Annotated in this window: 18 protein-coding genes; 13 read left to right on the top strand and 5 right to left on the bottom strand. The window is 70.5% G+C overall.

All coding sequences use genetic code 11. From position 1 onward, the window contains the following. Positions 1–48 precede the first annotated feature (48 nt). From ACIBK5_RS39505 to ACIBK5_RS39490, 4 genes are all read left to right on the top strand, one after another. Positions 49–1482 (top strand): diaminobutyrate--2-oxoglutarate transaminase family protein, encoded by a 1434-nt coding sequence (locus ACIBK5_RS39505; protein WP_399027652.1) that lies wholly within the window; start codon positions 49–51, stop codon positions 1480–1482. A 268-nt stretch (positions 1483–1750) separates the two neighbouring features. Further along, entirely contained in the window at positions 1751–3571 is a 1821-nt protein-coding gene (locus ACIBK5_RS39500; protein WP_399027758.1) for an IucA/IucC family protein, read from the top strand. An 81-nt stretch (positions 3572–3652) separates the two neighbouring features. After that, positions 3653–4483, top strand: coding sequence for a GNAT family N-acetyltransferase (locus ACIBK5_RS39495; RefSeq protein ID WP_399027650.1), 831 nt, complete (start codon positions 3653–3655; stop codon positions 4481–4483). Between the two features lie 145 nt (positions 4484–4628). After that, on the top strand, positions 4629–6605 hold the full coding sequence (locus tag ACIBK5_RS39490) for an ATP-dependent DNA helicase (RefSeq protein ID WP_399027648.1): 1977 nt from the start codon (positions 4629–4631) through the stop codon (positions 6603–6605). Positions 6606–6787: 182 nt separating this feature from the next. Here the strand turns inward: ACIBK5_RS39490 and lexA are convergent, their stop codons facing one another. Further along, positions 6788–7567 (bottom strand): transcriptional repressor LexA, encoded by a 780-nt coding sequence (gene lexA / locus ACIBK5_RS39485; RefSeq protein WP_215118136.1) that lies wholly within the window; start codon positions 7565–7567, stop codon positions 6788–6790. 633 nt (positions 7568–8200) lie between these two features. Here lexA and nrdR point away from each other — a divergent pair. Together nrdR and ACIBK5_RS39475 are read left to right on the top strand one after the other, a co-directional pair. Beyond that, positions 8201–8761, top strand: coding sequence for a transcriptional regulator NrdR (nrdR, locus tag ACIBK5_RS39480; RefSeq protein WP_399027646.1), 561 nt, complete (start codon positions 8201–8203; stop codon positions 8759–8761). Between the two features lie 164 nt (positions 8762–8925). Continuing rightward, a complete protein-coding gene (locus tag ACIBK5_RS39475) occupies positions 8926–11805 on the top strand; it encodes a vitamin B12-dependent ribonucleotide reductase (protein WP_399027644.1) in 2880 nt (959 codons plus the stop codon). Between the two features lie 90 nt (positions 11806–11895). Here ACIBK5_RS39475 and ACIBK5_RS39470 read toward each other — a convergent pair whose 3' ends face one another. After that, positions 11896–12429, bottom strand: coding sequence for a TerD family protein (locus ACIBK5_RS39470; RefSeq protein ID WP_399027642.1), 534 nt, complete (start codon positions 12427–12429; stop codon positions 11896–11898). A gap of 155 nt (positions 12430–12584) precedes the next feature. On the opposite strand from ACIBK5_RS39470, the gene ACIBK5_RS39465 reads away from it, so the two are divergent. The 3 genes from ACIBK5_RS39465 (at position 12585) to ACIBK5_RS39455 (ending at position 14930) form a co-directional block, all read left to right on the top strand. After that, positions 12585–13190 (top strand): YdbC family protein, encoded by a 606-nt coding sequence (locus ACIBK5_RS39465; protein ID WP_399027640.1) that lies wholly within the window; start codon positions 12585–12587, stop codon positions 13188–13190. Between the two features lie 162 nt (positions 13191–13352). After that, positions 13353–14012 carry a histidine phosphatase family protein gene (locus ACIBK5_RS39460; RefSeq protein ID WP_399027638.1) on the top strand — a complete coding sequence of 220 codons (660 nt, stop codon included), beginning with the start codon at positions 13353–13355 and terminating at the stop codon, positions 14010–14012. Positions 14013–14024: 12 nt separating this feature from the next. Further along, positions 14025–14930, top strand: coding sequence for an ADP-ribosylglycohydrolase family protein (locus ACIBK5_RS39455; RefSeq protein WP_399027636.1), 906 nt, complete (start codon positions 14025–14027; stop codon positions 14928–14930). A 291-nt stretch (positions 14931–15221) separates the two neighbouring features. On the opposite strand, the gene ACIBK5_RS39450 is transcribed toward ACIBK5_RS39455, so the two are convergent. Then, complete coding sequence (locus ACIBK5_RS39450) at positions 15222–16769, bottom strand: MFS transporter (RefSeq protein ID WP_399027635.1); 1548 nt, start codon at positions 16767–16769, stop codon at positions 15222–15224. Between the two features lie 187 nt (positions 16770–16956). On the opposite strand from ACIBK5_RS39450, the gene ACIBK5_RS39445 reads away from it, so the two are divergent. From ACIBK5_RS39445 to ACIBK5_RS39435, 3 genes are all read left to right on the top strand, one after another. Continuing rightward, positions 16957–17577 carry a TetR/AcrR family transcriptional regulator gene (locus ACIBK5_RS39445; RefSeq protein WP_399027633.1) on the top strand — a complete coding sequence of 207 codons (621 nt, stop codon included), beginning with the start codon at positions 16957–16959 and terminating at the stop codon, positions 17575–17577. Between the two features lie 82 nt (positions 17578–17659). Continuing rightward, positions 17660–18361, top strand: a complete 702-nt coding sequence (locus ACIBK5_RS39440) for a ribonuclease HII (protein WP_399027631.1) — start codon at positions 17660–17662, stop codon at positions 18359–18361. Between the two features lie 68 nt (positions 18362–18429). Further along, the gene (locus ACIBK5_RS39435; protein WP_399027629.1) at positions 18430–19059 is read left to right on the top strand and encodes a hypothetical protein; all 630 of its coding nucleotides are present in this window, start codon (positions 18430–18432) and stop codon (positions 19057–19059) included. Positions 19060–19290: 231 nt separating this feature from the next. Here ACIBK5_RS39435 and ACIBK5_RS39430 read toward each other — a convergent pair whose 3' ends face one another. After that, a complete protein-coding gene (locus ACIBK5_RS39430) occupies positions 19291–19905 on the bottom strand; it encodes a hypothetical protein (RefSeq protein WP_399027628.1) in 615 nt (204 codons plus the stop codon). 346 nt (positions 19906–20251) lie between these two features. Then, the gene (locus tag ACIBK5_RS39425) at positions 20252–22417 is read right to left on the bottom strand and encodes a RecQ family ATP-dependent DNA helicase (RefSeq protein ID WP_399027626.1); all 2166 of its coding nucleotides are present in this window, start codon (positions 22415–22417) and stop codon (positions 20252–20254) included. Positions 22418–22560: 143 nt separating this feature from the next. On the opposite strand from ACIBK5_RS39425, the gene ACIBK5_RS39420 reads away from it, so the two are divergent. Then, entirely contained in the window at positions 22561–24243 is a 1683-nt protein-coding gene (locus ACIBK5_RS39420; RefSeq protein ID WP_399027624.1) for a DUF4192 domain-containing protein, read from the top strand. Positions 24244–24684: the final 441 nt, after the last annotated feature.

Here is a 24684-nt window from a genome sequence, read left to right as displayed (position 1 = left end):
GTCGTGGCGGAATCCACCCGTGGGGGATGTGCGTCAGAGGAGGCCGCTGTGGGGCGTACGCCGGTGAGAAACCTCCCCGGTCGTGCGGTCGACGAGGACACGGCACCAGGAACGCGCACCGCACATGAGGGGATTCTGCGGCGCCAGTCCGCACGCGAGTCCGCGGCCCGGACCTATGCCCGGGCCCTGCCGATCGTCCCGGTGCGGGCACGAGGGCTGACCATCGAGGGCGCGGATGGTCGCCGCTACCTGGACTGCCTCTCGGGCGCCGGCGCGCTCGCGCTCGGGCACAACCACCCCGTCGTCCTGGAGGCCATCCGCAAGGTCCTCGACTCCGGTGCGCCCCTGAACGTCCTCGACCTGGCCACCCCCGTCAAGGACGCCTTCGTCACCGAGTTGTTCCACACCCTGCCGCCAGGCCTCGCCGGCCGGGCCCGTGTGCGCTTCTGCGGACCGGCCGGCAGCGACGCCGTGGAGACAGCCTGCGAACTCGTCCGCGCGGCGACCGGGCGGACCGGCCTCATCGCGTTCACCGGCGCCTGCCACGGAAGAACCGCCGGGCCGCCCGACGCGCTCACGGATGCCCACGACGCACGGGTCACCCGCCTGCCCTACCCACAGGACTACCGCTGCCCGTTCGGAGTCGGCGGCGACGCCGGGGCCGACCTCGCCGCCCGCTGGACCGAGTCCGTCCTCGACGACCTCGGGCCGGGTGTGGCCCTCCCCGCCGGGATGCTCGTCGAGCCCGTCCAGGGCGAGGGCGGGGTGATCCCCGCACCGGACGCCTGGCTGCGGCGCATGCGGCAGCTCACTGCCGACCGGTCCGTCCCCCTGATCGCAGACGAGATCCAGACGGGTGTCGGGCGGACCGGCGCCTTCTGGGCGGTGGAACACAGCGGAGTGACCCCCGACGTGATGGTCCTCTCCAAGGCCATCGGAGGCAGTCTGCCGCTGGCAGTCGTCGTCCACCGCGACGACCTCGACACGGGTGAATCCGCCGCTCCCACCGGCACCTTCCGCGGCAACCAGCTCGCCATGGCGGCCGGCACGGCAACCCTCGCCCATGTCCGGGAGAACGACCTCGCCGACCGCGCGGCGACTCTCGGCGCGCGCATGCTCAGCCGACTCCGAGGCTTGTCGGACGAGTTCCTCTGTGTAGGGGATGTGCGGGGGAAGGGCCTCATGATCGGGGTGGAGTTGGTGGATCCCGAGAGGGAGGCCGGGGGAGCGTCGGTGATGCCGGACCGAGCACCCCGGCCCCTTCCCGCCGCCCCCGAACTGGCCGCCGCGGTCCAGCGGGAGTGCCTGCGGCGCGGCCTCATCGTCGGACTCGGCGGCCGTCACGCGAGCGTCGTACGACTGCTGCCGCCGCTGACGATCACCGATGAACAGGCGGCCGCCGTGCTGGACCGCCTGGCCGACGCCGTCCGAGCGGCTGCTCGGTGCCATGGGGGCGCGGCAGCGGCGCCGTACACACCGTGAGCCTCCATGCCGTGCTGGTTCACGCCGGGGGCCCGTATGCCCCGGGCCCTCGGGCTCCGACCAGTCGGCCGAGTGGAACTCCTCGGCTCGCCCGCCCCGACCGCACGTCCCTGAACCACCCCACGAGGTACCCGTGCTGAACGCCATCCCCGAGCCCGACCAATACACCACGACGCGGGGAGAGGGTTCCTTCGACGCCCGGCTGCCGGGTGCGTCCGTGGAGTCTCCGGTCCCTGGTCAGAGGCCAGGTTCACCGCCTGCCGAGGGGCTGAACGCCGGACCTGTCGGCGACCTTCTGGACCACCCCGACCCGCACATCGCCGCCCAGGCAGCCGCCGTGGAGAACCTGCTGCGCTGCTGGGTGCGCGAGAACAACCAGCCCGCCCCTGCCGACGGGATCCTCCGCATCCCCCTTCCCGCCAGCGGCACGGCCCTTCTCGCCCCGGTCCGCTACTGGTCCCCGACGGGCTGGCACCGCTTCGGCCTGCCGCAGCTGGCCGACGCCCCCGGCCACGCCCCGCCGGCCGATGCCGTCACGGTCGCTGCCCTGCTCACCAGAGAGACGTTCGCGGAAAGCCCCGACGCCGGCCGCGCTGCCGGTGACGGCGCAGGAGGCGTCGAGCTGGTCGCGGGTGTCGCCGAATCCCTCCGCCGTGTGGCCGCCTTCGTCAGCGATCGCCGGCGACATCCGGCCGACGGCCCGGACCTCTTCCTCGCCGCGGAGCAGGCACTCGTCCTCGGGCACCCCCTGCATCCCTCCCCGAAGAGCCGCGAGGGCCTCTCCGAGACCGAAGCCCGGCTGTACTCACCCGAGTCGCGCGGCTCCTTCCCTCTGCACTGGCTGGCTGTCGCTCCCTCCCTCCTCGCCACCGACTCCGCCTGGACCGAACGCGGCCGCCCCGTCCCCGCCGCCCGGCTCACCGCACGCCTGGCCGGGTCCGGCCTGTCCCTGCCGGACGGGTACGCCCTGCTGCCCCTGCACCCGTGGCAGGCGCGTGAGGTCCGGCACCGTCCGGAGACGGCTGCCCTGCTGGACTCGGGACTGCTCCGTGACCTCGGCACTCACGGCTCTCCCTGGCAGCCCACCTCCTCCGTGCGAACCGTCTACCGAACCGATGCCCCCGCGATGCTCAAGCTGTCGCTGGGCCTGCGCATCACCAACTCCCGCCGCGAGAACCTCCGCAAGGAACTCCACCGGGGCGTCGAGGTCCACCGCTTGCTCCGCGGCGGACTCGCGCAGCGGTGGCGTGCCGCGCATCCGGGCTTCGACATCGTGCGTGACCCGGCCTGGCTGGCTGTCGACGATCCCGACGGAGCCCCGTTGCCCGGACTGGACGTGGTGATCCGCCACAACCCGTTCGCCCCCTCCGACGACGTCTCCTGCGTCGCCGGACTCGTCTCGCCCCGCCCGAGTTCCCCGCCCGGGCCAGGGGCAGTTCCGGACGGCCCGGAGACGCACGGCCCAGTACTTCGGTCCAGGCTGGCCGAGGTCGTCACGCGTCTCGCCCGCCGGACCGGCCGACCGCAAGGGGCCGTTGCCGCCGAGTGGTTCCTGCGCTACCTCCAGCACGTCGTGCGCCCCGTCCTGTGGCTGGACGCCGAGGCCGGCATCGCCCTGGAAGCACATCAGCAGAACACGCTGCTTCTGTCGGACGCCGAGGGCTGGCCCGTGGGCGGCCGCTACCGCGACAACCAGGGCTACTACTTCCGCGAGTCCCGGCGGGCGGAGCTCGATGCCCGGTTGCCCGGCATCGGAGAGCAGAGCGACACGTTCGTCCGTGACGAGGTCGCCGACGAGCGCTTCGCGTACTACCTGGCCGTCAACAACGTACTCGGCCTCATCGGCGCGTTCGGTTCCCAGGGACTGGCCGACGAGCGGCTGCTGCTTGCCGCCTTCCGCCGTTTCCTCGGGAACGCCGCCTCCGGCCCGGCCCGGTTGCGTACGTCGCTCCCCGCCCTCCTGCTGGACTCACCGGTCCTGCGCTGCAAGGCCAACCTGCTGACCCGGCTGCACGGCCTCGACGAACTCGTCGGCCCGGTCGACACCCAGTCCGTCTACGTCACCATCGCCAACCCCCTGCACTGCTGACACTCCGACCGTCCCTGACCACGACCGACCTCCTTCATCCCTGAGGACACGCCCCCACCCCCTTATTGAGAGGAGCGTCCGGTGCCCTTCGCTGACCCCACCACCGACCCTGGTGCCGCTGGTCCCGTCACGGCCGACCTCGGCTCTGACGCCGGTGAGGTGGATGCCGTGGAGGGCGGGCGCGGCGAGAACACGAGGGACCTGAGCCTCCCGAACGAACTCGTCGTCCTCATCGCGGACGACGCGTCCGGCCCTGACGGAGCGCGGCGGCAGGAACAGGGCACGGCTCAGCTCTCCGTCTCCCTCACCCCGACCCGTGACACTTCGGCCCTCCCGGCCGAGGCCGACCTCCTCGATCGCGTCGCCGACTGGGGCCCGGCCGATACCTCCGCCGGCGTCTTCCACCTCGTCCCCGTGCACGTCGACCGTGACCTTCCGCTCATCAGCCGATGGATGAACGCCCCTGCCGCGGCGTTCTGGGAGCTGTCCGGACCGCAGGAGGTGACCGAGGCGCACCTGCGGGCCCAGCTCGCCGACGACGGACGGAGCGTCCCCTGTATCGGCGTGCTGGACGGAACGCCGATGAGCTACTGGGAGATCTACCGGGCGGACCTCGACCCGTTGGCCCGCCACTACCCCGCCCGGCCTCATGACACGGGACTCCACCTCCTCGTCGGTGCCGTCGCCGACCGGGGGCGTGGCCTGGGCGGTCTGCTGTTGCGAGCCGTCGCCGAGCTCGCTCTCACACAGCGGCCCTCCTGCGCACGCGTCGTCGCAGAGCCCGACATTCGCAACACCCCCTCCATCGCCGCTTTCCTGACTGCCGGCTTCCGGTTCTCCGCCGAGGTCGACCTGCCCACGAAACGGGCCGCCCTCATGGTCCGAGACCGGTCCCTCCGGCATCTGCTGTAGCGCTGTGTCATCGCACCATCACTCATTGAACGCGGCGCGTGACGCTGCGGTTCCCACCCGCCGAGGAGCCCAAGGTCTTGATCCCGTCCCCCGCCCCCGCCTTGATCACCCGATTGTCAGTGCCGGGTCGTAGGGTGGTCGCGCTATGACGAAGCCCTCACTCCCCGAACTCCTGCATGCCGCCGTCACCGCCGTCGGCGGTACGGAGCGCCCCGGTCAGGTGACCATGGCCGAATCCGTCGCGGAAGCGATCGACGGCGGCTCCCACCTGCTGGTCCAGGCCGGCACCGGCACCGGAAAGTCGCTGGGCTACCTGGTGCCCGCGCTCGCTCACGGGGAGCGTGTGGTCGTCGCGACCGCCACCCTGGCCCTGCAGCGCCAGCTGGTGGAGCGCGACCTGCCGAGAACGGTCGAGTCGCTGCACCCCCTGCTGCGCCGCCGCCCGGAGTTCGCGATGCTCAAGGGCCGGTCGAACTACCTGTGCCTGCACCGTCTGCACGAGGGTGTCCCGCAGGACGAGGAAGAAGGCCTCTTCGACCAGTTCGAGGCGGCCGCTCCCACCAGCAAGCTGGGTCAGGACCTGCTGCGGGTGCGCGACTGGGCCGACGAGACCGAGACCGGGGACCGTGACAACCTCACCCCCGGTATCTCGGACCGGGCCTGGGCCCAGGTGTCGGTGTCGTCGAGGGAGTGCCTGGGCGCCTCGAAGTGCGCCTACGGAGCGGAGTGCTTCGCCGAGATGGCCCGGGAGCGGGCCAAACTCTCCGACGTCGTCGTCACCAACCACGCGCTGCTCGCCATCGACGCCATCGAGGGCGCCCCGGTCCTTCCGCAGCACGAGGTGCTGATCGTCGACGAGGCCCATGAGCTGGTCTCCCGGGTCACCGGTGTCGCCACCGGCGAGCTCACCCCCGGCCAGGTCAACCGCGCGGTGCGGCGCGCCGCGAAACTCGTCAACGAGAAGGCGGCGGACCAGCTCCAGACCGCCTCCGAGGGGTTCGAACGGCTGATGGAGCTGGCGCTGCCGGGTCGTCTCGAGGAGATCCCCGAGGACCTCGGCTACGCACTCATGGCATTGCGCGACGCGTGCCGCACCGTCATCTCCGCGATCGGCGCGACGCGCGACAAGTCCGTCCAGGACGAGGACGCGATCCGCAAACAGGCCCTGGCGTCCGTGGAGAACGTGCACGACGTGGCGGAGCGGATCACGAACGGCTCCGAATGGGACGTGGTCTGGTACGAGCGTCACGACCGCTTCGGTGCCTCCCTGCGCGTCGCCCCCATGTCCGTCTCGGGCCTCCTGCGGGAGAAGCTCTTCGCGGACCGCTCCGTCGTCCTGACGTCCGCGACGCTGAAGCTGGGCGGCGACTTCAACGGCGTCGGCGCCTCTCTCGGTCTGGCCCCCGAGGGCACCGAGGGCGACGACCTCCCGCAGTGGAAGGGCATCGACGTCGGCTCGCCCTTCGACTACCGCAAGCAGGGCATCCTGTACGTCGCCAAGCACCTGGCGCGTCCGGCGCGGGACGGCGATCGCGCGGACATGCTCGACGAGCTCACGGAGCTGATCCAGGCGGCGGGCGGTCGCACCCTGGGCCTGTTCTCCTCGATGCGGGGGGCCCAGCTGGCCGCCGAGGAACTGCGCTCCCGGATCCCGGAGTTCCCGATCCTCCTCCAGGGCGAGGAGACGCTCGGCGAGCTCATCAAGAACTTCGCGGCGGACCCGAAGACCTGTCTGTTCGGCACGCTGTCGCTGTGGCAGGGCGTGGACGTCCCCGGGCCCAGCTGCCAGCTGGTCGTGATGGACAAGATTCCGTTCCCGCGCCCCGACGACCCCCTGATGAGCGCGCGGCAGAAGGCCGTGGAGGACGCGGGCGGCAATGGCTTCATGGCGGTCGCCGCCACCCACGCCGCGCTCCTCATGGCCCAGGGCGCCGGCCGTCTCGTCCGGGCGTCGGGCGATCGCGGTGTGGTCGCCGTGCTGGACCAGCGGCTCGCGACGGCCCGGTACGGGGGCTATCTGAAGGCGTCGATGCCCGACTTCTGGTTCACGGCCGACCGCAATCAGGTGCGGAGGTCGCTGGCGGCGATCGACGCGGCGGCGCAGCAGACGGAAGCCGGGTGACTCTCGGGGGGTCGGCAGCCGCGGCGGCGGAGCCACCGCCGATCCCCACCGCCACCCAGCCTCAGGCTGGCCCGCGGGTACCGGCCGGCCCCGGACAGCACAGGGCCCCGGAACCGGCGCAGAGGTCCCGGGGCCCGGTCAGAGGGTGGGCCCGCTGGGCCCACCCGACGCGGTGCGTGGCGTCAGACGCGGCGCAGTACGGCCACCACCTTGCCGAGGATGGTCGCGTCGTCGCCGGGGATCGGCTCGTAGGCAGCGTTGTGCGGCAGGAGCCAGACGTGGCCGTCCTCGCGCTTGAAGCGCTTGACAGTTGCCTCTCCGTCGAGCATCGCGGCCACGATGTCGCCGTTCTCCGCGACCGGCTGACGGCGGACCGTGACCCAGTCGCCGTCGCAGATCGCGGCCTCGATCATCGAGTCCCCGACGACCTTCAGGACGAACAGCTCACCGTCGCCGACCAACTGGCGAGGGAGAGGGAAGACGTCCTCGACGGACTCCTCTGCGAGGATCGGGCCACCGGCGGCGATGCGGCCGACCAGCGGGACGTACGACGCGGCGGGCTTGCCCGCGGTGTCCGTGGGCTGCACGGAGGCGGCCTGGTCCGAGCCGCGCACCTCGTACGCGCGCGGGCGGTGCGGGTCGCGGCGCAGGAAACCCTTGCGCTCCAGGGCCATCAGCTGGTGTGCGACGGAGGAGGTGCTGGAAAGGCCGACGGCCTGGCCGATCTCCCGCATCGACGGCGGGTAGCCGCGCCGCTGCACTGAGTCCCTGATGACCTCGATCACGCGGCGTTGGCGGTCGGTAAGTCCGGAGCTGTCCGCCCGGATGCCGGGAGGTCGTCCCGGCAAGGAGCGCTTGTGCCCCTCCGGGTTCGTAACTTCGTTCATCGCGTGCACCGGCTCGAGTCGGCCCTGGGAGCGGTCCTGGGCAGTGATGGTGGCGCTGTCTGCGGTGGTGGTCACGTCGGCCCCTCTCGATGGTCTCCCTGCTGGACAACGGTAGTTGGTTTCGAAAGGTTGCGCCAAACACACGTTCGAGTGAAAAATCGCGAATCGCCCTACGCGATCATGCGTCCGGGTGTATTGGCTGCCGCGTTTCCTGGCGGGCAAAAGGGTTCATTGCTGTACTCTTCACCGCCGGGGTGATCGCCTCGTGGACTGTTGCCCCAGTCTGCCATCCGGCATTCCCCTGCCCTGGGGCCAGTGGCCATCTGTGCGGGAGTCCCACGCCCCCTCCTCGCGGCGCCCACGGTATCTCCGCATGTGCCGTAGCGATACGGCCGGGCGTGAACGGATGCGTCCGGCGGGCGAGTGTCATGTGCGTTCGCGCGCGAACAGCGGGGTGGCGGTGTGCGGCGGAGGTCGGTGTGGCTCGGCCTGCCGGGCCTTACCTGCGGCTACGCGTGCGACACGCGTGGGTGGCGTGGATGTATGAGCCAATCCCCACATCTAGTGGTTGGATTGCGGCAGCAGCCCACAAGTTGTGGTCCCCCGGGTCTCGGTGCCCATGGTCATCGCCTATGCTTGGGACTGCTTCGTGGGGCGCAAGATGCTCGGCGAGGCTATTGAGTCTGCTGTGAGGAGGGTTGGGAGTTCATGCACTGCCCCTTCTGCAGGCACCCCGACAGCCGTGTCGTCGACAGTCGAACGACCGACGACGGCACGTCGATCCGCAGGCGCCGCCAGTGCCCTGACTGCTCCCGTCGTTTCACGACCGTGGAGACGTGCTCGCTCATGGTGGTCAAGCGGTCCGGAGTCACTGAACCCTTCAGCCGTACCAAGGTCATCAATGGTGTGCGCAAGGCGTGCCAGGGACGGCCCGTCACCGAGGACGCGCTCGCCCAGCTCGGCCAGCGGGTCGAGGAGGCGGTGCGGGCCACCGGAAGCGCCGAGCTGACCACCCACGACGTGGGGCTGGCCATTCTCGGCCCGTTGCAGGAGCTCGATCTCGTCGCCTATCTGCGATTCGCCTCCGTCTACCGGGCGTTCGACTCGCTGGAGGACTTCGAGGCGGCCATCACGGAACTGCGGGAAGAGACGGGACGCACCGACGCGGACGACGGCGACCGCGAGGACACGGGTGCGGGGAGCCAGGAAGACGACCGCGGGCCCGGAGGGACCACACAGGTCCCCGAGCCCGCAGGCGCCGCCGACTGACCGGCGGGCCGGACCCGGACGACAGCTCCGGGCCCGGCCGGGCGGCGGCGATGTGAAGACCTGTTGCGGGCGATGTGAGTGGATGCCCGCAACACCAGACAGAACACCGTGCCACGGGAACAACGGGGCACTTCAGGGCGTTTTCGCCCGTACAGGGAGGCGGCATGACAGAGACGGCGAGCGGTCCGGCACGGAGTTCCCGCGCCAAGGGCACCAAGGCGAACAAGGGTCTGCGTATCGAGCGCATCCACACCACCCCTGGGGTCCACCCCTATGACGAGGTGGCGTGGGAGAGCCGTGACGTCGTCATGACCAACTGGCGCGACGGCTCGGTCAACTTCGAGCAGCGTGGCGTCGAGTTCCCCGAGTTCTGGTCGGTGAACGCGGTCAACATCGTCACCAGCAAGTACTTCCGCGGTGCCGTAGGCACTCCGCAGCGCGAGGTGAGCCTGAAGCAGCTCATCGACCGCATTGTGAAGACGTACCGGAAGGCCGGCGAGGACCACAAGTACTTCGCCTCGCCCGCGGACGCCGAGATCTTCGAGCACGAGCTGGCGTACGCCCTCCTGCACCAGATCTTCAGCTTCAACAGCCCCGTCTGGTTCAACGTCGGCACCAAGCAGCCCCAGCAGGTCTCCGCCTGCTTCATCCTGGCCGTCGACGACTCCATGGAGTCGATCCTCGACTGGTACAAGGAAGAGGGCATGATCTTCAAGGGCGGCTCCGGCGCCGGCCTGAACCTCTCCCGGATCCGCTCCTCCAAGGAACTGCTGTCCTCCGGCGGCAACGCCTCCGGCCCGGTCTCCTTCATGCGCGGAGCCGACGCCTCCGCAGGAACGATCAAGTCCGGTGGCGCCACCCGCCGTGCCGCCAAGATGGTCGTCCTCGACGTGGACCACCCGGACATCGAGGACTTCATCGAGACCAAGGTCAAGGAAGAGGAGAAGATCCGCATCCTGCGGGACGCGGGCTTCGACATGGACCTGGGCGGCGACGACATCGCGTCCGTCCAGTACCAGAACGCCAACAACTCGGTCCGTGTGAACGACGAGTTCATGACCGCGGTCGAGCAGGGCGGCCAGTTCGGGCTGCGCGGCCGGATGACCGGCGAGGTCATTGAGGAGGTCGACGCCAAGGCGCTCTTCCGCAAGATCGCCGAGGCCGCGTGGGCCTGTGCCGACCCCGGCATCCAGTACGACGGCACCATCAACAACTGGCACACCTGCCCCGAGTCCGGCCGGATCACCGCGTCGAACCCGTGCAGCGAGTACATGCACCTGGACAACACGTCCTGCAACCTGGCCTCGCTGAACCTGATGAAGTTCCTCAAGGACGACGGCAAGGGCAACCAGTCCTTCGAGGCCGAGCGCTTCCAGAAGGTCGTCGAGCTGGTCATCACCGCGATGGACATCTCGATCTGCTTCGCCGACTTCCCGACCCAGAAGATCGGCGAGAACACGCGCGCGTTCCGCCAGCTCGGTATCGGCTACGCCAACCTCGGCGCCCTGCTGATGGCGACCGGCCACGCCTACGACTCCGACGGCGGCCGCGCCCTCGCCGGCTCCATCACCTCGCTGATGACCGGCACCGCGTACCGGCGCTCCGCCGAACTCGCCGCGGTCGTCGGCCCGTACGACGGCTACGCCCGCAACGCCGACGCCCACAAGCGCGTCATGAAGCAGCACTCGGACGCCAACGACAAGGCCGTCCGCATGGACGACCTGGACACCCCGGTGTGGGCGGCCGCCAGCGAGGCCTGGCAGGACGTGGTGCGCCTCGGTGAGAAGAACGGTTTCCGTAACTCCCAGGCGTCGGTGCTCGCCCCGACCGGCACCATCGGTCTCGCGATGTCCTGCGACACCACCGGTGTCGAGCCCGACCTCGCGCTGGTCAAGTTCAAGAAGCTGGTCGGCGGCGGCTCGATGCAGATCGTCAACGGCACCGTCCCGCAGGCCCTGCGTCGCCTGGGCTACCTGGAAGAGCAGATCGAGGCGATCGTCGCCCACATCGCCGACCACGGCAATGTGATCGACGCCCCGAGCCTCAAGCCCGAGCACTACGAGGTGTTCGACTGCGCCATGGGCGACCGGTCCATCTCCGCGATGGGCCACGTCCGCATGATGGCCGCGATCCAGCCGTGGATCTCCGGCGCCATCTCCAAGACGGTCAACATGCCGGAGTCGGCGACCGTCGAGGAGGTCGAGGAGATCTACTTCGAGGCCTGGAAGCTGGGCGTCAAGGCGCTCGCGATCTACCGCGACAACTGCAAGGTCGGCCAGCCGCTCTCCGCCAAGAAGAAGGAGGAGGAGAAGGCCGAGGAGCCCGCGGCCGTCGAGGCCAAGGTCGAGAAGGTGGTCGAGTACCGCCCGGTCCGCAAGCGCCTCCCGAAGGGACGTCCCGGCATCACCACGTCCTTCACCGTCGGCGGTGCCGAGGGCTACATGACCGCCAACTCCTACCCGGACGACGGTCTGGGCGAGGTCTTCCTGAAGATGTCCAAGCAGGGCTCGACCCTCGCGGGCATGATGGACGCCTTCTCCATCGCGGTCTCCGTCGGCCTCCAGTACGGCGTCCCCCTGGAGACGTACGTCTCGAAGTTCACGAACATGCGCTTCGAGCCGGCCGGCATGACGGACGACCCGGACGTGCGGATGGCGCAGTCGATCGTCGACTACATCTTCCGCCGCCTGGCGCTGGACTTCCTGCCCTTCGAGACGCGCTCCGCGCTCGGCATCCACTCCGCCGATGAGCGCCAGCGTCACCTCGAGACGGGTTCGTACGAGCCGAACGACGACGAGGTCGACGTCGAGGGTCTGGCCCAGTCGGCGCCGCGCGCCCAGGAGCTGAAGGCCGTCACCGCGCCGAAGAGCGAAGTGGCTCCCCAGCCCGCCCCGCAGCAGGCTCACACCAGTGCCGAACTGGTGGAGATGCAGCTGGGCATCCAGGCCGACGCCCCGCTGTGCTTCTCCTGCGGTACGAAGATGCAGCGCGCCGGTTCGTGCTACATCTGCGAGGGCTGCGGCTCGACCAGCGGCTGCAGCTGACGCCGAGCGCCTGAGCCGATGACGGAGGGGCACCGCCTTTGGGCGGTGCCCCTCCTGTCGTCACAGGCTGCGGATGTCACGGCATGGTGCTCATGCCCCGCGTGCCGCACCCATCGTCCTGCTGAAGGACACGGGGTCGCCCTCGAAACCGCGCAGGCCGGAGTGGAAGGCCCAGGGGCCGGAGCCGTCCCGGACGAACTCCGCGACCGTCGCGGCCGTCGCCCCCAGGACACCGCCGAAGTCGTCCTCCGCGAGGACCGTGTACCCCTCGCGGATGCGCAGGCCCGGGTTGACCACGCTGACGAAGGTGCGCTCCGCCGGGCGCTGCTGGATGACGACACCCACCACCACGCGCGCGTACCGGTCGTCGAGGCGGTTGAGTTCCAGCATCATGACCTCGTCGTAGCCGAAGCCCTGGCCGTCCTTGCTGTCCCGGTTGAGGTAGATGGTGCCGTCGGGGGAGCGGCTGTCGAAGTGCACCACATAGGCGGGATCGCCGTGCGGGTCGTCCGCCAGGTATGTCGCCGCGACTAGGTCCAGATCGGTGGACGGCTGCCCCGCCGGACTGGGATCCCACCTCATCGCGATCTCGATCTTGCTCAGTCCCTTGTTGAGCCCGTCCACCAGAGTCCCCTTCCCCGTACCGACCCGCCTGTTCGCCCCAACTGCCGGGCGCTTACGACTGTTTGTCCATCCTGCCACGGGAGCGGGTGCGCGCGTGGCGGAGCGGTCCGGCCGAGAGTGACCGGCGCCACGCTCGGTGGCCTTACCATGGCGCGGTGCTGGTCAAGTGGATTCGCTGCACCGTGGTGGACCGCCGCGGTTTCGAGCGGGGGCAGCGGAAGTGGGCGGGGCTTCTGGGGGAGCCGGGGTTTCGCGGGCAGGGGGGTGGCTGGAGCCGGGGGCGGCCGGACGTGGCGCACATATTCGCGTTCTGGGAGAGCCGCGCCTTCTACGACTCCTTCATGGCGCGGTCCCACGGCCGGCTGGCGTCGGCCCAGTCGGGCACGTTCAAGGACGCCCAGGTCAGGCTCTTCGACTACCGCTTCGACGTGAAGACCGGCTTCGAACCGCGCTTCACGGACGCCGACCTGCTACGGGTGGCGCTCTGCCGTGTCCATGAGGAGCGGGCCGAGCATTTCGTGCTGATGCAGGAGAAGGTCTGGAACCCGGCGATGGCCGGTTCTCCCGGCATGGTGCGCGGGCTGTTCGGCGAGGCGCCCGGGCACGAGTTCCTGGTGCTGTCGATGTGGCGTTCGGACGCCGAGCACGGCAAGTACCGCACCGAGCGCGTGGAGCGGCTCGCCCTGAGGGCCCAGACGGAGGCGGACGTGGCGGCGCTCACCGGGGACATCGTGGGCATGGAGTCGAGCTGGACCGTCTGACCCGGTCGGCCGGACGGTCTGTTTCAGGATGGTTTGGTCGGATCGGTTCCGGTCGGCTGCGGGCGTGACCTGTGTGACCTGTGGTGCAGGATCTGTGTGACCTACGCTGTATGGGTGGGGTATGAGTGCTGCGCAAGCGCTCACCCGATCTAGGGTCTTGGCATGGCACGACCACGGCGCATCGTCCTTGTCCGGCACGGCGAGTCAACGGGCAATGTTGATGACTCCGTGTACGAGCGTGTACCCGACCACGCCCTGTCGCTGACCGAGAAGGGCCGGCGACAGGCGGAGGCGACGGGTGAGCAGCTGCGTGAACGGTTCGGCGGTGAGCGCGTCAGTGTCTACGTCTCCCCGTACCGCCGTACACACGAGACGCTGCGCTCCTTCCACCTCGACCCCGAACTCATACGCGTACGCGAGGAGCCCCGGCTGCGTGAGCAGGACTGGGGCAACTGGCAGGACCGGGACGAGGTCCGTCTCCAGAAGGCCTATCGGGACGCGTACGGCCACTTCTTCTACCGTTTCGCCCAGGGTGAGTCCGGCGCCGATGTCTACGACCGGGTCGGCGGCTTCCTGGAGAGTTTGTTCCGCAGCTTCGAGGACCCCGACCATCCGCCGAACGTCCTCATCGTGACCCACGGTCTGGCCATGCGGCTGTTCTGCATGCGGTGGTTCCACTGGACGGTCTCGGAGTTCGAGTCGCTGTCGAACCCGGGGAACGGCGAGGTGCGGATGCTCGTTCTGGGAGAGGACGGCAAGTACACGCTCGACCGGCCGTTCGACCGCTGGCGAGATCCCGAACCCTACGGGATCACCGGATAGAGTGGCAGGGCGATGACCGCTGATTCCTCCCATGACGTGCGCCTGGACCGCGCCCTGGCCAGCCTGCGCGGACTGTCCGTCGGGGACGCCCTGGGTTCCCAGTACTTCGTGCCGGTGAACTACCCGCTGCTGAAGCGCCGCGAGGTGCCGTCAGGACTATGGCAGTGGACCGACGACACGGAGATGGCCGGTTCCGTCGTCGCCGTCCTGGCCGCCCACCACCGCGTCGACCAGGACGCCCTGGCCCGTTCCTTCGCCGAGCACCACGACTTCGACCGCGGCTACGGCCCTGCGGTCAACCGCCTGCTGCGACTCGTCCGGGAGGGCGGGGACTGGCGCGAACTCGCCGCCGCGCTCTTCAACGGGCAGGGGTCCTGGGGCAACGGCGCCGCGATGCGGATCGCCCCGCTGGGGGCCTGGTACGCGGGCGACCCGGAGCAGGCGACCCACCAGGCGGAGATCTCGGCCTACACCACCCATCAGCACCGTGAGGCGGTTGTCGGAGCGATGGCCGTCGCCGCGGCCGCCTCGTTCGCGGCCGACCCCGGCGGGCCGCCCGGAGCCGAGGCGCTCCTCGACGGGGTCATCGACCTGGTGCCGAAGAGCGCGGTGGGCGCGGGGCTGCGCCGGGCCCGGGACATGCTCGACTACGGCAATCCGGCCACGGTCGCGGCGGTACTGGGGTGCGGCCGGCGCACGACCGCCCATGACACCGTGCCCTTCGCTCTCTGGTCGGCCGCCAGAAGCCTGGGTGACTATGAGCAGGCGTTCTGGACGACCGCGCAGGTCGGCGGGGATGTCGACACCACCTGCGCCATCGTCGGCGGCGTGATCGCCGCGGGCAAGGCGGGGGCGCCGCCCGCCGAGTGGGTGGGGCGGACGGAACCGCTCCCGGAGTGGGTGCCCGCTTCGGCCTAGCGGCAGAGGCCACTGCGTCTTTTCGCGAACTCTCCGTACACCCCGGGAACTCTCCGTAATCGCCCGCTCGTTGTCGTGACATCCGCTGTGCGAGCCGTCAGGGCGCGCAGGCACCGGAGTGGAGCGATGGGGGTGAAGATGGGCGTCCTGCTCGCGGTTCTGATCCACTGGTGGGGCGCTCTCACGAGCCGTCCGGGGAGCGAACCGCTCCCGAACCGGCCCGGCGGCCGCCGCCAGGCAAGTGTCACGCCCGTCGGCGAGCCGCCGAAGCCGGCTCGTGGTGCCGTCGTCTCAGCCGAGTCCCGGCCCGGCCGAGCCGGAGAGTGCCTCCAGGTCACTCTTGCGGACCCGGATCACCAGCCAGGCCGTGGCCAGGGCGAGGACGGCCATCGCCGCCGCCGGGACGAAGGCCGCCGAGATGCCCTGGGCCAGCACCTCGTGCCCCCACGGTGCGGGCAGTTGCTGCGTGCGGGCGAACTCCGCCTTCTGCTCTGCGGAGCCCTCGGCCATGAACTGCGGAAGCTGCTTCTCCGCCTCGTCCCGGGTCGCCGTGCCGAAGACCGTCGTCAGAATGGCCAGGCCCAGCGATCCGCCCACCTGCTGCGTGGTGTTGAGCAGCCCGGACGCGGCGCCCGCCTCGTGCGGGGCGACACCGGAGACGGCGGTGAGCGTCAGTGTCACGAAGTTCAGCCCCATACCGAAGCCGAACACCAGCATCGGGCCGAGAACCCCGCCGACGTAGGAACTGTCGGAGCTGATGAGCGCCTGCCAGGCCAGTCCGATCATCGCGAGCGCCGAGCCCGCGAGCATGAACGGCTTGGGGCCGAGCACCGGCAGGAACCGCTGCGACAGACCCGCGCCGAGCGCGATCACGACCGTCACGGGCAGGAAGGCGAGCCCCGCCTCGATCGGGCTGTAGCCGAGCACGTTCTGCACGAACAGCACGATGTAGAAGAACATGCCGAACATCGCCGCGGCCAGGCTCAGCATGATCACGTACGTGCCCGAGCGGTTGCGGTCGGCGAACATCCGCAGCGGGGTGATCGGTTCCTTGGCCCGGGACTCGATGACCCCGAAGGCCACCAGCAGGACCACGGCGGCGCCGAAGGACCCGATGGTGAGGCTGTCCCGCCACCCCTCGTCCGCTGCCCGGATGAAGCCGTAGACGAGGGACGCCATGCCCGTTGTCGAGGTCACGGCACCCGCGATGTCGAAGCGGCCGGTGTGCCGGTCGGACTCGCTGATGTAGAGCGGTGTGAGCACGGCGATCAGCACGCCGATCGGCACGTTCACGAAGAGCACCCAGCGCCAGTCGAGCCACTCGGTGAGCATGCCGCCGGCGAGCAGGCCGATGGCGCCGCCGCCCGCCGATACGGCGGCGAAGACCCCGAAGGCCCGGTTGCGCTCCGGGCCCTCGGGGAACGTGGTGGTGATGAGGGCCAGCGAGGTGGGCGACGCGATGGCGCCCCCCACCCCTTGCAGCACCCGTGCGGCCAGCAACTGCCAGGGCTCCTGGGCGAGCCCGCCGAGCAGCGAGGCGAGGGTGAACAGCAGGATGCCGGTCATGAAGACCCGGCGGCGGCCGAGGATGTCACCGGCCCGGCCGCCGAGAAGCAGCAGACCGCCGAAGGTGAGTGTGTAGGAGCTGACGACCCAGGTGAGGTCGGTGGTGCTGAACTTGAGCGCGTCTTGAATGTGCGGGAGCGCGATGTTCACAATCGTCGCGTCGAGTACCACCATGAGTTGGCAGGCCGCGATGACGGTGAGCGCGATGCCGGGATGCCCCTCCCGGCGGGCCGCACCTGGCTTCTGGTCCTGGAGCAATGGAGAGGTTGTCACTATGGGTCCCCCACGAGTGCGTTAGTGAACGCTCGCGTTCACTGCCGCGTCAACGGTAGTGAGTCCCCGACAGTGAACGCAAGCGTTCACTCGTGGCGTCATCGTTCGGCTTGTCCCCCTCTGCCGCCGTCCGGCACGCCCCCACATCCCCGAAATCCCCGCTTCTCTGTTCGTTGGAGAGAGTCAGATGGTTACCCCGAGCTGGGCGGATGCCCCCGCTCAGACAACCGCCCGCCGCCGCGGTGCTGTGCTCGAGCGTGCGATCCTCGACGCCGCACTGGACCAACTCAGCACCGTGGGCTGGAACGGCCTGACGATGGAGGCCGTCGCCGCCGGAGCCCAGACCGGCAAGGCCGCGGTCTACCGCCGCTGGCCGTCCAAGGAGGACCTCGTCGCCGACGCGCTGCGTGCCGGTCTCCCTCATTTCGACGCGACGCCGGACGAGGGCGGGGTGCGTGAGGACCTCTTGGCGCTGTGTCTGCGCGCCCGGGACGCGATGTTCTCCCGCCCCGGTGTCGCGCTTCGCTCGGTGATTCACGAATGCGATACGACGCAGGCCGAGCGGTTTCACGGTGTGATCTTCGACGGGGTCGTGGAGCCCACCATCAAGATGCTTCGAGAGGTCATCGAGCGCGGGATCCAGCGAGGAGAGGTGCGCTCTGATGCTGCGAACGGCTATGTCTTCGACGCCATCCCGGCGATGATGATGTACCGCTCCAAGATGTGCGGCTGCGAATGGCAGGATCATGAAATCGAGGAGATGATCGACCAGTTGATGGTTCCGCTGCTGCGGCCGGGCGGCTCCTGAGAGGTGCTCGCGAGGGGGGTGACGCCGCCAGGGCGGGCCAGGGTGTCGCGGGCGCTTCCGGGCGGCGTAACCTAGGGGCGCCATGCCGTACGAACCACCTACTCACACCGTCGAGCGCTCCCTTCGAGCCACGACCGGAGCGAAGATCGTTGCAGGTGTCGACGAGGTGGGGCGCGGCGCGTGGGCCGGTCCTGTCACCGTCTGCGCGGCGATCACCGGACTGCGCCGGCCGCCCGAGGGCCTCACGGACTCGAAGCTGCTCACCATCAAGCGGCGCACTCAACTCGCCGAGGTACTGCGGACATGGGTGACGTCGTACGCCCTGGGGCATGCCTCCCCGGAGGAGATAGACGAACTGGGGATGACGGCCGCGCTGCGGCTCGCGGCGGGGCGTGCGCTGGATGCCCTGCCGGTCCGCCCGGACGCGGTCATCCTCGATGGCAAGCACGACTATCTCGGTGCGCCCTGGCGGGTCCGTACGGTGATCAAGGGCGACCAGTCCTGCGTGGCGGTGGCCGCGGCCTCGGTGATCGCCAAGGTTCAGCGCGACAAAATGATGGCCGAACTGGGTATCGACCATGCAGACTTCGGTTTTGCGGACAACGCCGGGTATCCATCCCCCGTGCACAAGGCCGCACTGGCGGAGCGGGGCCCCACCCCCTACCACCGGTTGTCATGGGCGTATCTTGATGCGCTGCCCCAGTGGCGGCACCTCAAGAAGGTCCGCAACTGGGCGGACGGAAGTGTTCCGGAAATCGAGGGTCAGCTCGGCTTCGATTTCTGACGGTTTCGTTCGCACACATGCGCCACCCGCCCAAGCGGGCCGTACCAGCGTTTGATAAAAATCAACTCATGCCTCTCATTCCCGAGGAGCCTCAGATTCACGAGAGTGCCCAGGGTCCCCGCGCCACTCCGGCCAGCGGCCGCACCGCGCCGACCCCCCGTCCCGTACCCGGCCCCCGTCCCGCGGCTCCGTCGCGTCCCGGTCGTCCAGGGCCTCTCCGGCCCGCGCCGCCGGTGCAACGTACGCCGCGTGACGCAGCCGCCAAGCCCGGCCCGTCCGGGCCCGCCGCCGGTGCCGCCGCTCCGGCCGCCCCGCAGATCCAGCTGATCCCGGCTTCCGCACCGGGCGCGCTCGACGCCGCCGAGGAAGCCGTGGACCTGCTCCTGGACTCCGGTCGCGCCCCCAGCGACGTCCTGGTGATCACGACCGGCGAACAGCACCCGTGGGCCACCCACGAGCTGTCCTTCGGTGAAACCTCCTACTGGGCCCAGCACGACGCCCGTGACGACGTCTTCTACACGGATGCCACCATCGCGGCCCGCGCCGCGTCGCGTCCGGTGGTCGTGGTCGCCGTCAACGGCGGGTCCGAGGCCGCGGCCGCGAGCGCGCTGTCCCTGGCCCACTCCCGGGCGAGCACCCTGCTGATCGTCTGCGGTGACCCGCAGCAGATCAACTCGGTGCTGGGCGCGGGCGTCTGAGCCGCTTCCTCGGCGTCCGGTCGGGCGCTGGGGAGGGCCTCAGGCGCCGCTACGGCGGCTCCGCAGGGTGGGCGGTTCGGCATGCCCGGAGGACTGGACGTCGTGGTTGCGTACGGGCCTGGCCCGGTTGGGAAACGCGTCCTGCCGCCCTGCGCGGGCCGGCATACGGGTTCGTAGCCGTGCCGTGGGGCACGGCACAGCAACCGAGCCAAATGGCCCGGCCAGAGAATTTCAGCGTGCCGCTGCCGCGCGGCGCAGGACCTCCGAGGCGGCGCCACCGGTGCGCGGCAGCGGTGGCGCCGCCTCGGACGTGGCGAACGGCTCCGGTGCCGAGCCCGAGTGGGGGCGGCGTCCGCCGCGGCCTTCGCCGAGGACCTGCCAGCCGTCACGCGTCAGCGTGATGTACGCCCCGCAGCGCAACCCGTGCAGGGTGCACGCGTCGCGCAGGCCCCACATCCACGCGCCGTCCTCCTCCGTCCAACGCGCGTCGCCCTCACGGCAGTAGAGCAGCACCGCGGTCCGTACCGGAGTGCGGCGCCGCAGATCGTGCGGGATGACCCGGCGCAGCTGTGCGAGCAGCACGTTGCGGAACATCCAGCCGTCGGCCGGGGCCGGTCGGCGCACGAACGAGGCGCTCGCCCGCAGCCGTTCGTCCTGGTCGAGCACGGCGACGACGGCGGTCGCCGGCTGCGGATGGTGCCGGGCATGCAGTCCGCTGACGACCTCACGGGGGTCGCGCAACAGTGGGATCCCGGCGGCGGCCCATTCCGCGGGTTCGAGCAAGCGGTTGGCGGAAGTGGCGGACGTCGACGCCGCTGCCGAGGCCGGAGCGAATCCGAAGGTCACGGTCCTCCCTTCGGCTACGCGCCCACACTGCGGGCGAGGTCGGATTCCTGGGAGCGCGCACCGCAGCGAAGCCCTACCGGATCGGCGGGCGCGCCAAGCGGGAGCGGACCTCAATTCTTCCTGTCGAACTTGAATGCGGCAACGAGCAATTGAGGCCGTCGACCGTTATCAGATGATGCGCGGCTAATATCCCTACCCTGTGCGCCGCCTGGCCACCCATGGGACGTTCGAGCACGACACGTTCGTACGTGACGGCGGTGTACGGCGTCCAGAGGTGTGCGCAACTCGTCAGATGGCGCGTGCCCTGTGCTCCGGGGTCTACACCTCCGCCCCGGAGCACAGGCCCTCAGCCCTGCAAGGCCAGCACGAGCGGCAACACCCCCTGCGCACCGGAGCGTCGGAGCATGCGGGCCGCGACCGCGAGGGTCCACCCCGTCTCCGTGTAGTCGTCCACGAGGAGGACCGGGCCCTGGGCCTCGGCCAGGGCCGAGGCGAGGGCGGTCGGCACGGTCAGAGCGCCGTCGAGTGCCTTCAGTCGCTGCGCGCTGTTGCTCCGGGAGCCAGGGTGCGCGTCGCCGGTGTACTCGACGGCACCCAGCAGCGGCAGTCGGCCGACTTCCGCGATGCGTGCTCCCAGGGAGTGGATCAACGCGGGGCGGGTGCGGGACGCCACAGTGACGACGCCGACCGGGCGCGGCTGGGCGTCCGACGTGCCGGAAGCCCAGCCGCCGGGGCCCTTGGCCCAGTCGGCCAGCACGCTCACCACTGCCTTCGCCACGTCGTCCGGAACGGGCCCGTCGGGGGCCTGGGGAGCGAGCAGAGGGCGCAGCCGGTTGCCCCAGCCGATGTCCGACAGCCGCCCCAAAGCGCGTCCCGATGCGGCCTGTTCGCCGGCCGGGATACGTCCCTTGAGGTCCACTCCGATCGCCGGCAGCCCCGTGGGCCACATACGGCGGGGCTCCACCTCGACCCCCGCCCGGCCCAGGTCCACGCGCGCCGCGTCGAGGACCTCCACGGACGTGTCGGCGACGAAGCGCGGGCCCGCGCAGTTGTCGCAGCGACCGCACGGCTTGGCGGCCTCGTCGTCGAGCTGACGCTGCAGGTACTCCATGCGGCAGTCCGTCGTCGACGCGTACGCGCGCATCGCCTGCTGCTCGGTCTCCCGCTGACGCGCCACCCACGCGTAGCGCTCTGCGTCGTAGGTCCACGGCTGTCCGGTCGAGATCCAGCCGCCCTTGACCCGCCTGACAGCACCGTCCACGTCGAGGACCTTGAGCATGGTCTCCAGACGGGAGCGGCGAAGTTCCACCAGGGGCTCCAGAGCGGGCAGCGACAAGGGCTTCTCCGTGTGTGCGAGGAGATCGAGCGTGCGGCGCACCAGGTCTTCCGAGGGGAAGGCGAGCGACGCGAAGTACTTCCAGATCGCCTCGTCCTCCTTCCCCGGGAGCAGGAGCACCTCGGCGTGCTCCACACCGCGTCCCGCGCGGCCCACCTGCTGGTAGTAGGCGATGGGCGAGGAGGGTGAGCCGAGGTGCACCACGAAGCCCAGATCGGGCTTGTCGAAACCCATGCCGAGTGCTGAGGTGGCGATGAGCGCCTTCACCTTGTTGGCGAGCAGGTCCTCCTCGGCCTGCTGGCGATCGGCGTTCTCGGTCTTGCCCGTATACGAGGAGACCGTGTGCCCGCGCTGCCGGAGGAAGGCGGTGACCTCCTCGGCGGCGGCGACGGTGAGCGTGTAGATGATCCCGGAGCCCGGCAGTTCGTCGAGGTGCTCGGCGAGCCAGGCCATCCGATGCGCGGCATCCGGCAGCCGCAGCACGCTGAGACTCAGGCTGTCGCGGTCCAGTGGGCCACGCAGTACGAGGGCGTCCGAGCTCCCGCCGGTGCCGAGCTGCTCCGCGACGTCGGCCGTCACACGGGCGTTGGCGGTGGCCGTGGTCGCGAGCACCGGGACGCCGGGCGGGAGGTCGGCGAGCATGGTGCGCAGCCGGCGGTAGTCCGGCCGGAAGTCGTGGCCCCAGTCGGAGATGCAGTGGGCCTCGTCCACCACCAGGAGCCCGGTCGCGGCCGCGAGCCGGGGCAGTACCTGGTCCCGGAAGTCCGGGTTGTTGAGCCGCTCCGGACTGACCAGCAGGACGTCCACCTCACCCGCGGCGATCTCGTCCTGGACGGCGTCCCACTCCTCGGTGTTCGAGGAGTTGATGGTCCGGGCGTGGATGCCGGCCCGGGCCGCCGCCTCGACCTGGTTCCGCATGAGGGCGAGCAGCGGGGAGACGATCACCGTCGGACCGCTGCCCCGTGCCCGCAGGAGCGAGGTCGCCACGAAATAGACCGCGGACTTGCCCCAGCCCGTGCGCTGGACGACCAGGGCACGTCGTCTGTCGGCGACCAGTGCCTCGATCGCCCGCCACTGGTCCTCGCGCAGCCGGGCCGCTCCCGAGGCGTCCCCGACGAGACGGGCGAGGACCGTGTCGGCCGCCGCCCGGAGATCCGCGTTGCTCGTGTGCTCCATGCGCTCCATGAAACAGGACGGCAGTGACAACGGGAGCGCTGCACCGGCAGACGCGGGAGCCGGGAGATTGTTGGTGACGTGTCCCTGATCGAGGTTATCCACAGGGCAAACCGGAGCTTCGGATTCCGCGAGATCGTCTCCGCATGACGAACCACAGCGAAGCGACTGGATCCCCTGAGAACGGCGACATCACCGGGCCCGACGCACCGGGCAGGCACACGGACGGAGGGCAACGGAAGGGGGAGCCGAAGACGGGTGACACGGCCGGGCCGCACGCCCCCGGCCCCGCGCACGACAGTCACGGCGGCGAGCATCAGGTCACCCTGCGCACCCCGGCCGAACTGGCCGACGCCCTGCCCTATCTGCTCGGGTACCGCCCCGAGGACAGCATCGTCCTGGTCGCCCTGCACGACAAGGACGGACGCGGACGGTTCGGAGGGCGGGCCCGGCTCGGTATCCCCGCCAACGCGGACGACTGGCCTTCCGCGGCCGGACAACTGGCCCACGGCCTGGTGACGGGCAGCGAGCGCCGAGGGGCCAGGCCCGAGTCGATGGTCGCCTTCCTCTGCCAGGAGCCGGGGAAGGGCGAGTCCGGGCAGCAGGTCATGGAGCGGCTAAGGCCTCTGGCCCAGAGGCTGCGGGTCGAGTGCGGTTCCCGGGACGTGGTGGTGGTCGAGGCGCTGTGCATCTCGGAGGGCCGCTACTGGTCGTACTGCTGTGACAACGCGGCATGCTGCCCGTCCCAGGGAGCCCCCATGGGCCTGCCCGGCACCTCCGTGCTGGCCGCCGCGGCTGCCTACGCGGGGATCCAGGTGCGCGGCACGCTACGGGAGCTGCGGGCCAGGCTCCTGCCTTGGGAGAACGCCGCCGCCCTCGAACAGGAGGCCGCCCTCGACACCGCCAGCATGGCGCTGGTGCCGAGGCTCCTGGACGACGTGGGCCGCGCATCCGTGGCCGACGAGACGCTGGAACTGGCCGGGAGGATCCTGGACCGCTTCGCCGAGGCGCGGCCGGTCTCCGGAACGCTCCTGGCGGATCTCCGCGACGACGAACTGCTCGGGCACGACGAGGCAGCCCGGCTGATCCTCGGTCTCCAGGATCGCGCGACTCGCGACCGCGCGGCCGAGTGGATGGAGGGCGACGATGCCGCACGCGCCCTTCGCCTCTGGCGGACGCTGGCCCGTCGCTGCGTCGGCCCCTACGGCGAACATGCCGCAGCGCCGCTCACTCTCGCGGGTTGGGTCGCGTGGTCCACCGGCGACGAACTGGAGGCCCGGGAAGCCCTCGCCATGGCTCTGGGCGCGGATCCCGACTACCTCTTCGCCCGTCTCCTGCACCAGGCTTGCAATGAAGGCCTCGACCCGGAGTCGATCCGCACCTGCCTGCGAGCGGAGCGTGAAGGCCGTGGGCGAGCGGTGGTCGACCACGCCATGATCCGTGCGCACGTCTCCGAGGCCGTCGGGCGAGAGGCGATGGTGCCGCAGCCCGACCCCGACCCCGAGCCCATGCCCGAGGCGTCGCCCCCACGCCGTCGTCGCCGCTCCCGTTCCGCCGGTGCTGCCGACACTGTCTCCGGCCGTATCCGTGCCGGCCGCGACACGAGCCCGCCGACCTCGCTCCGGCGTAAGCCGGCGGGCACCACGCGCCCCGCCGGTGCCGCGGAGGCGGGTATGCGCCCCGAGCGTGCGACGACGGGTCCCGCGCGGTCCGGCAGCGTGCGCACGGGCGGCACGCGTGCGCGTACCTCACGGAAGTCGGTCCTGCCCTGCCGTGACGCGGGTGAGGACGGCGTTCAGCCGGCTCACGGCACGGAGCGGGAGGAGTGACCCATCGCCGCTCCTGTCGTCCGGTGGCCTTGACGCACAAGGGCCGGGGCGCGGGCGTGACTCGGAGGACGTCCATGGCGTTCACCTGAGTGGCGCAACGCCCGAACGGATGGTGACGCCGCATCGCCCCTGCCCCGTCGGAGCCCCCCGGCACCGGCGCCGAACCCCATCGAGGCGTACAGAGCCCAGAGGAAGCCTTCCCATGCATCAGCCGACTCCGCCCTCCTCCGCTGCCGGCGACCGCCGCTCCACAGCGGGGCCTCCACCGTCCTTCGTGTCCGGCCTCGGCCTGTCCGAGGGCGGCGTTCCGCGGCCGGGGGGCCAGGATGCCTCTCCGCGATCAGTGGCCCGCGTCGACGGCTACGGGCCCAGGTTCCCCGGAGGCGCCTCACACCTCGCGCCGCCCGCCGGCCCGGACTCTCGCTCCCCCTCGCCGCCGGG

The sequence above is a fragment of the Streptomyces sp. NPDC050546 genome (assembly GCF_044457425.1).
GTDB lineage: Bacteria > Actinomycetota > Actinomycetes > Streptomycetales > Streptomycetaceae > Streptomyces.
Note: the sequence above shows the minus strand (reverse complement) of the source record. Positions and strands in the feature narration are given on the sequence as shown.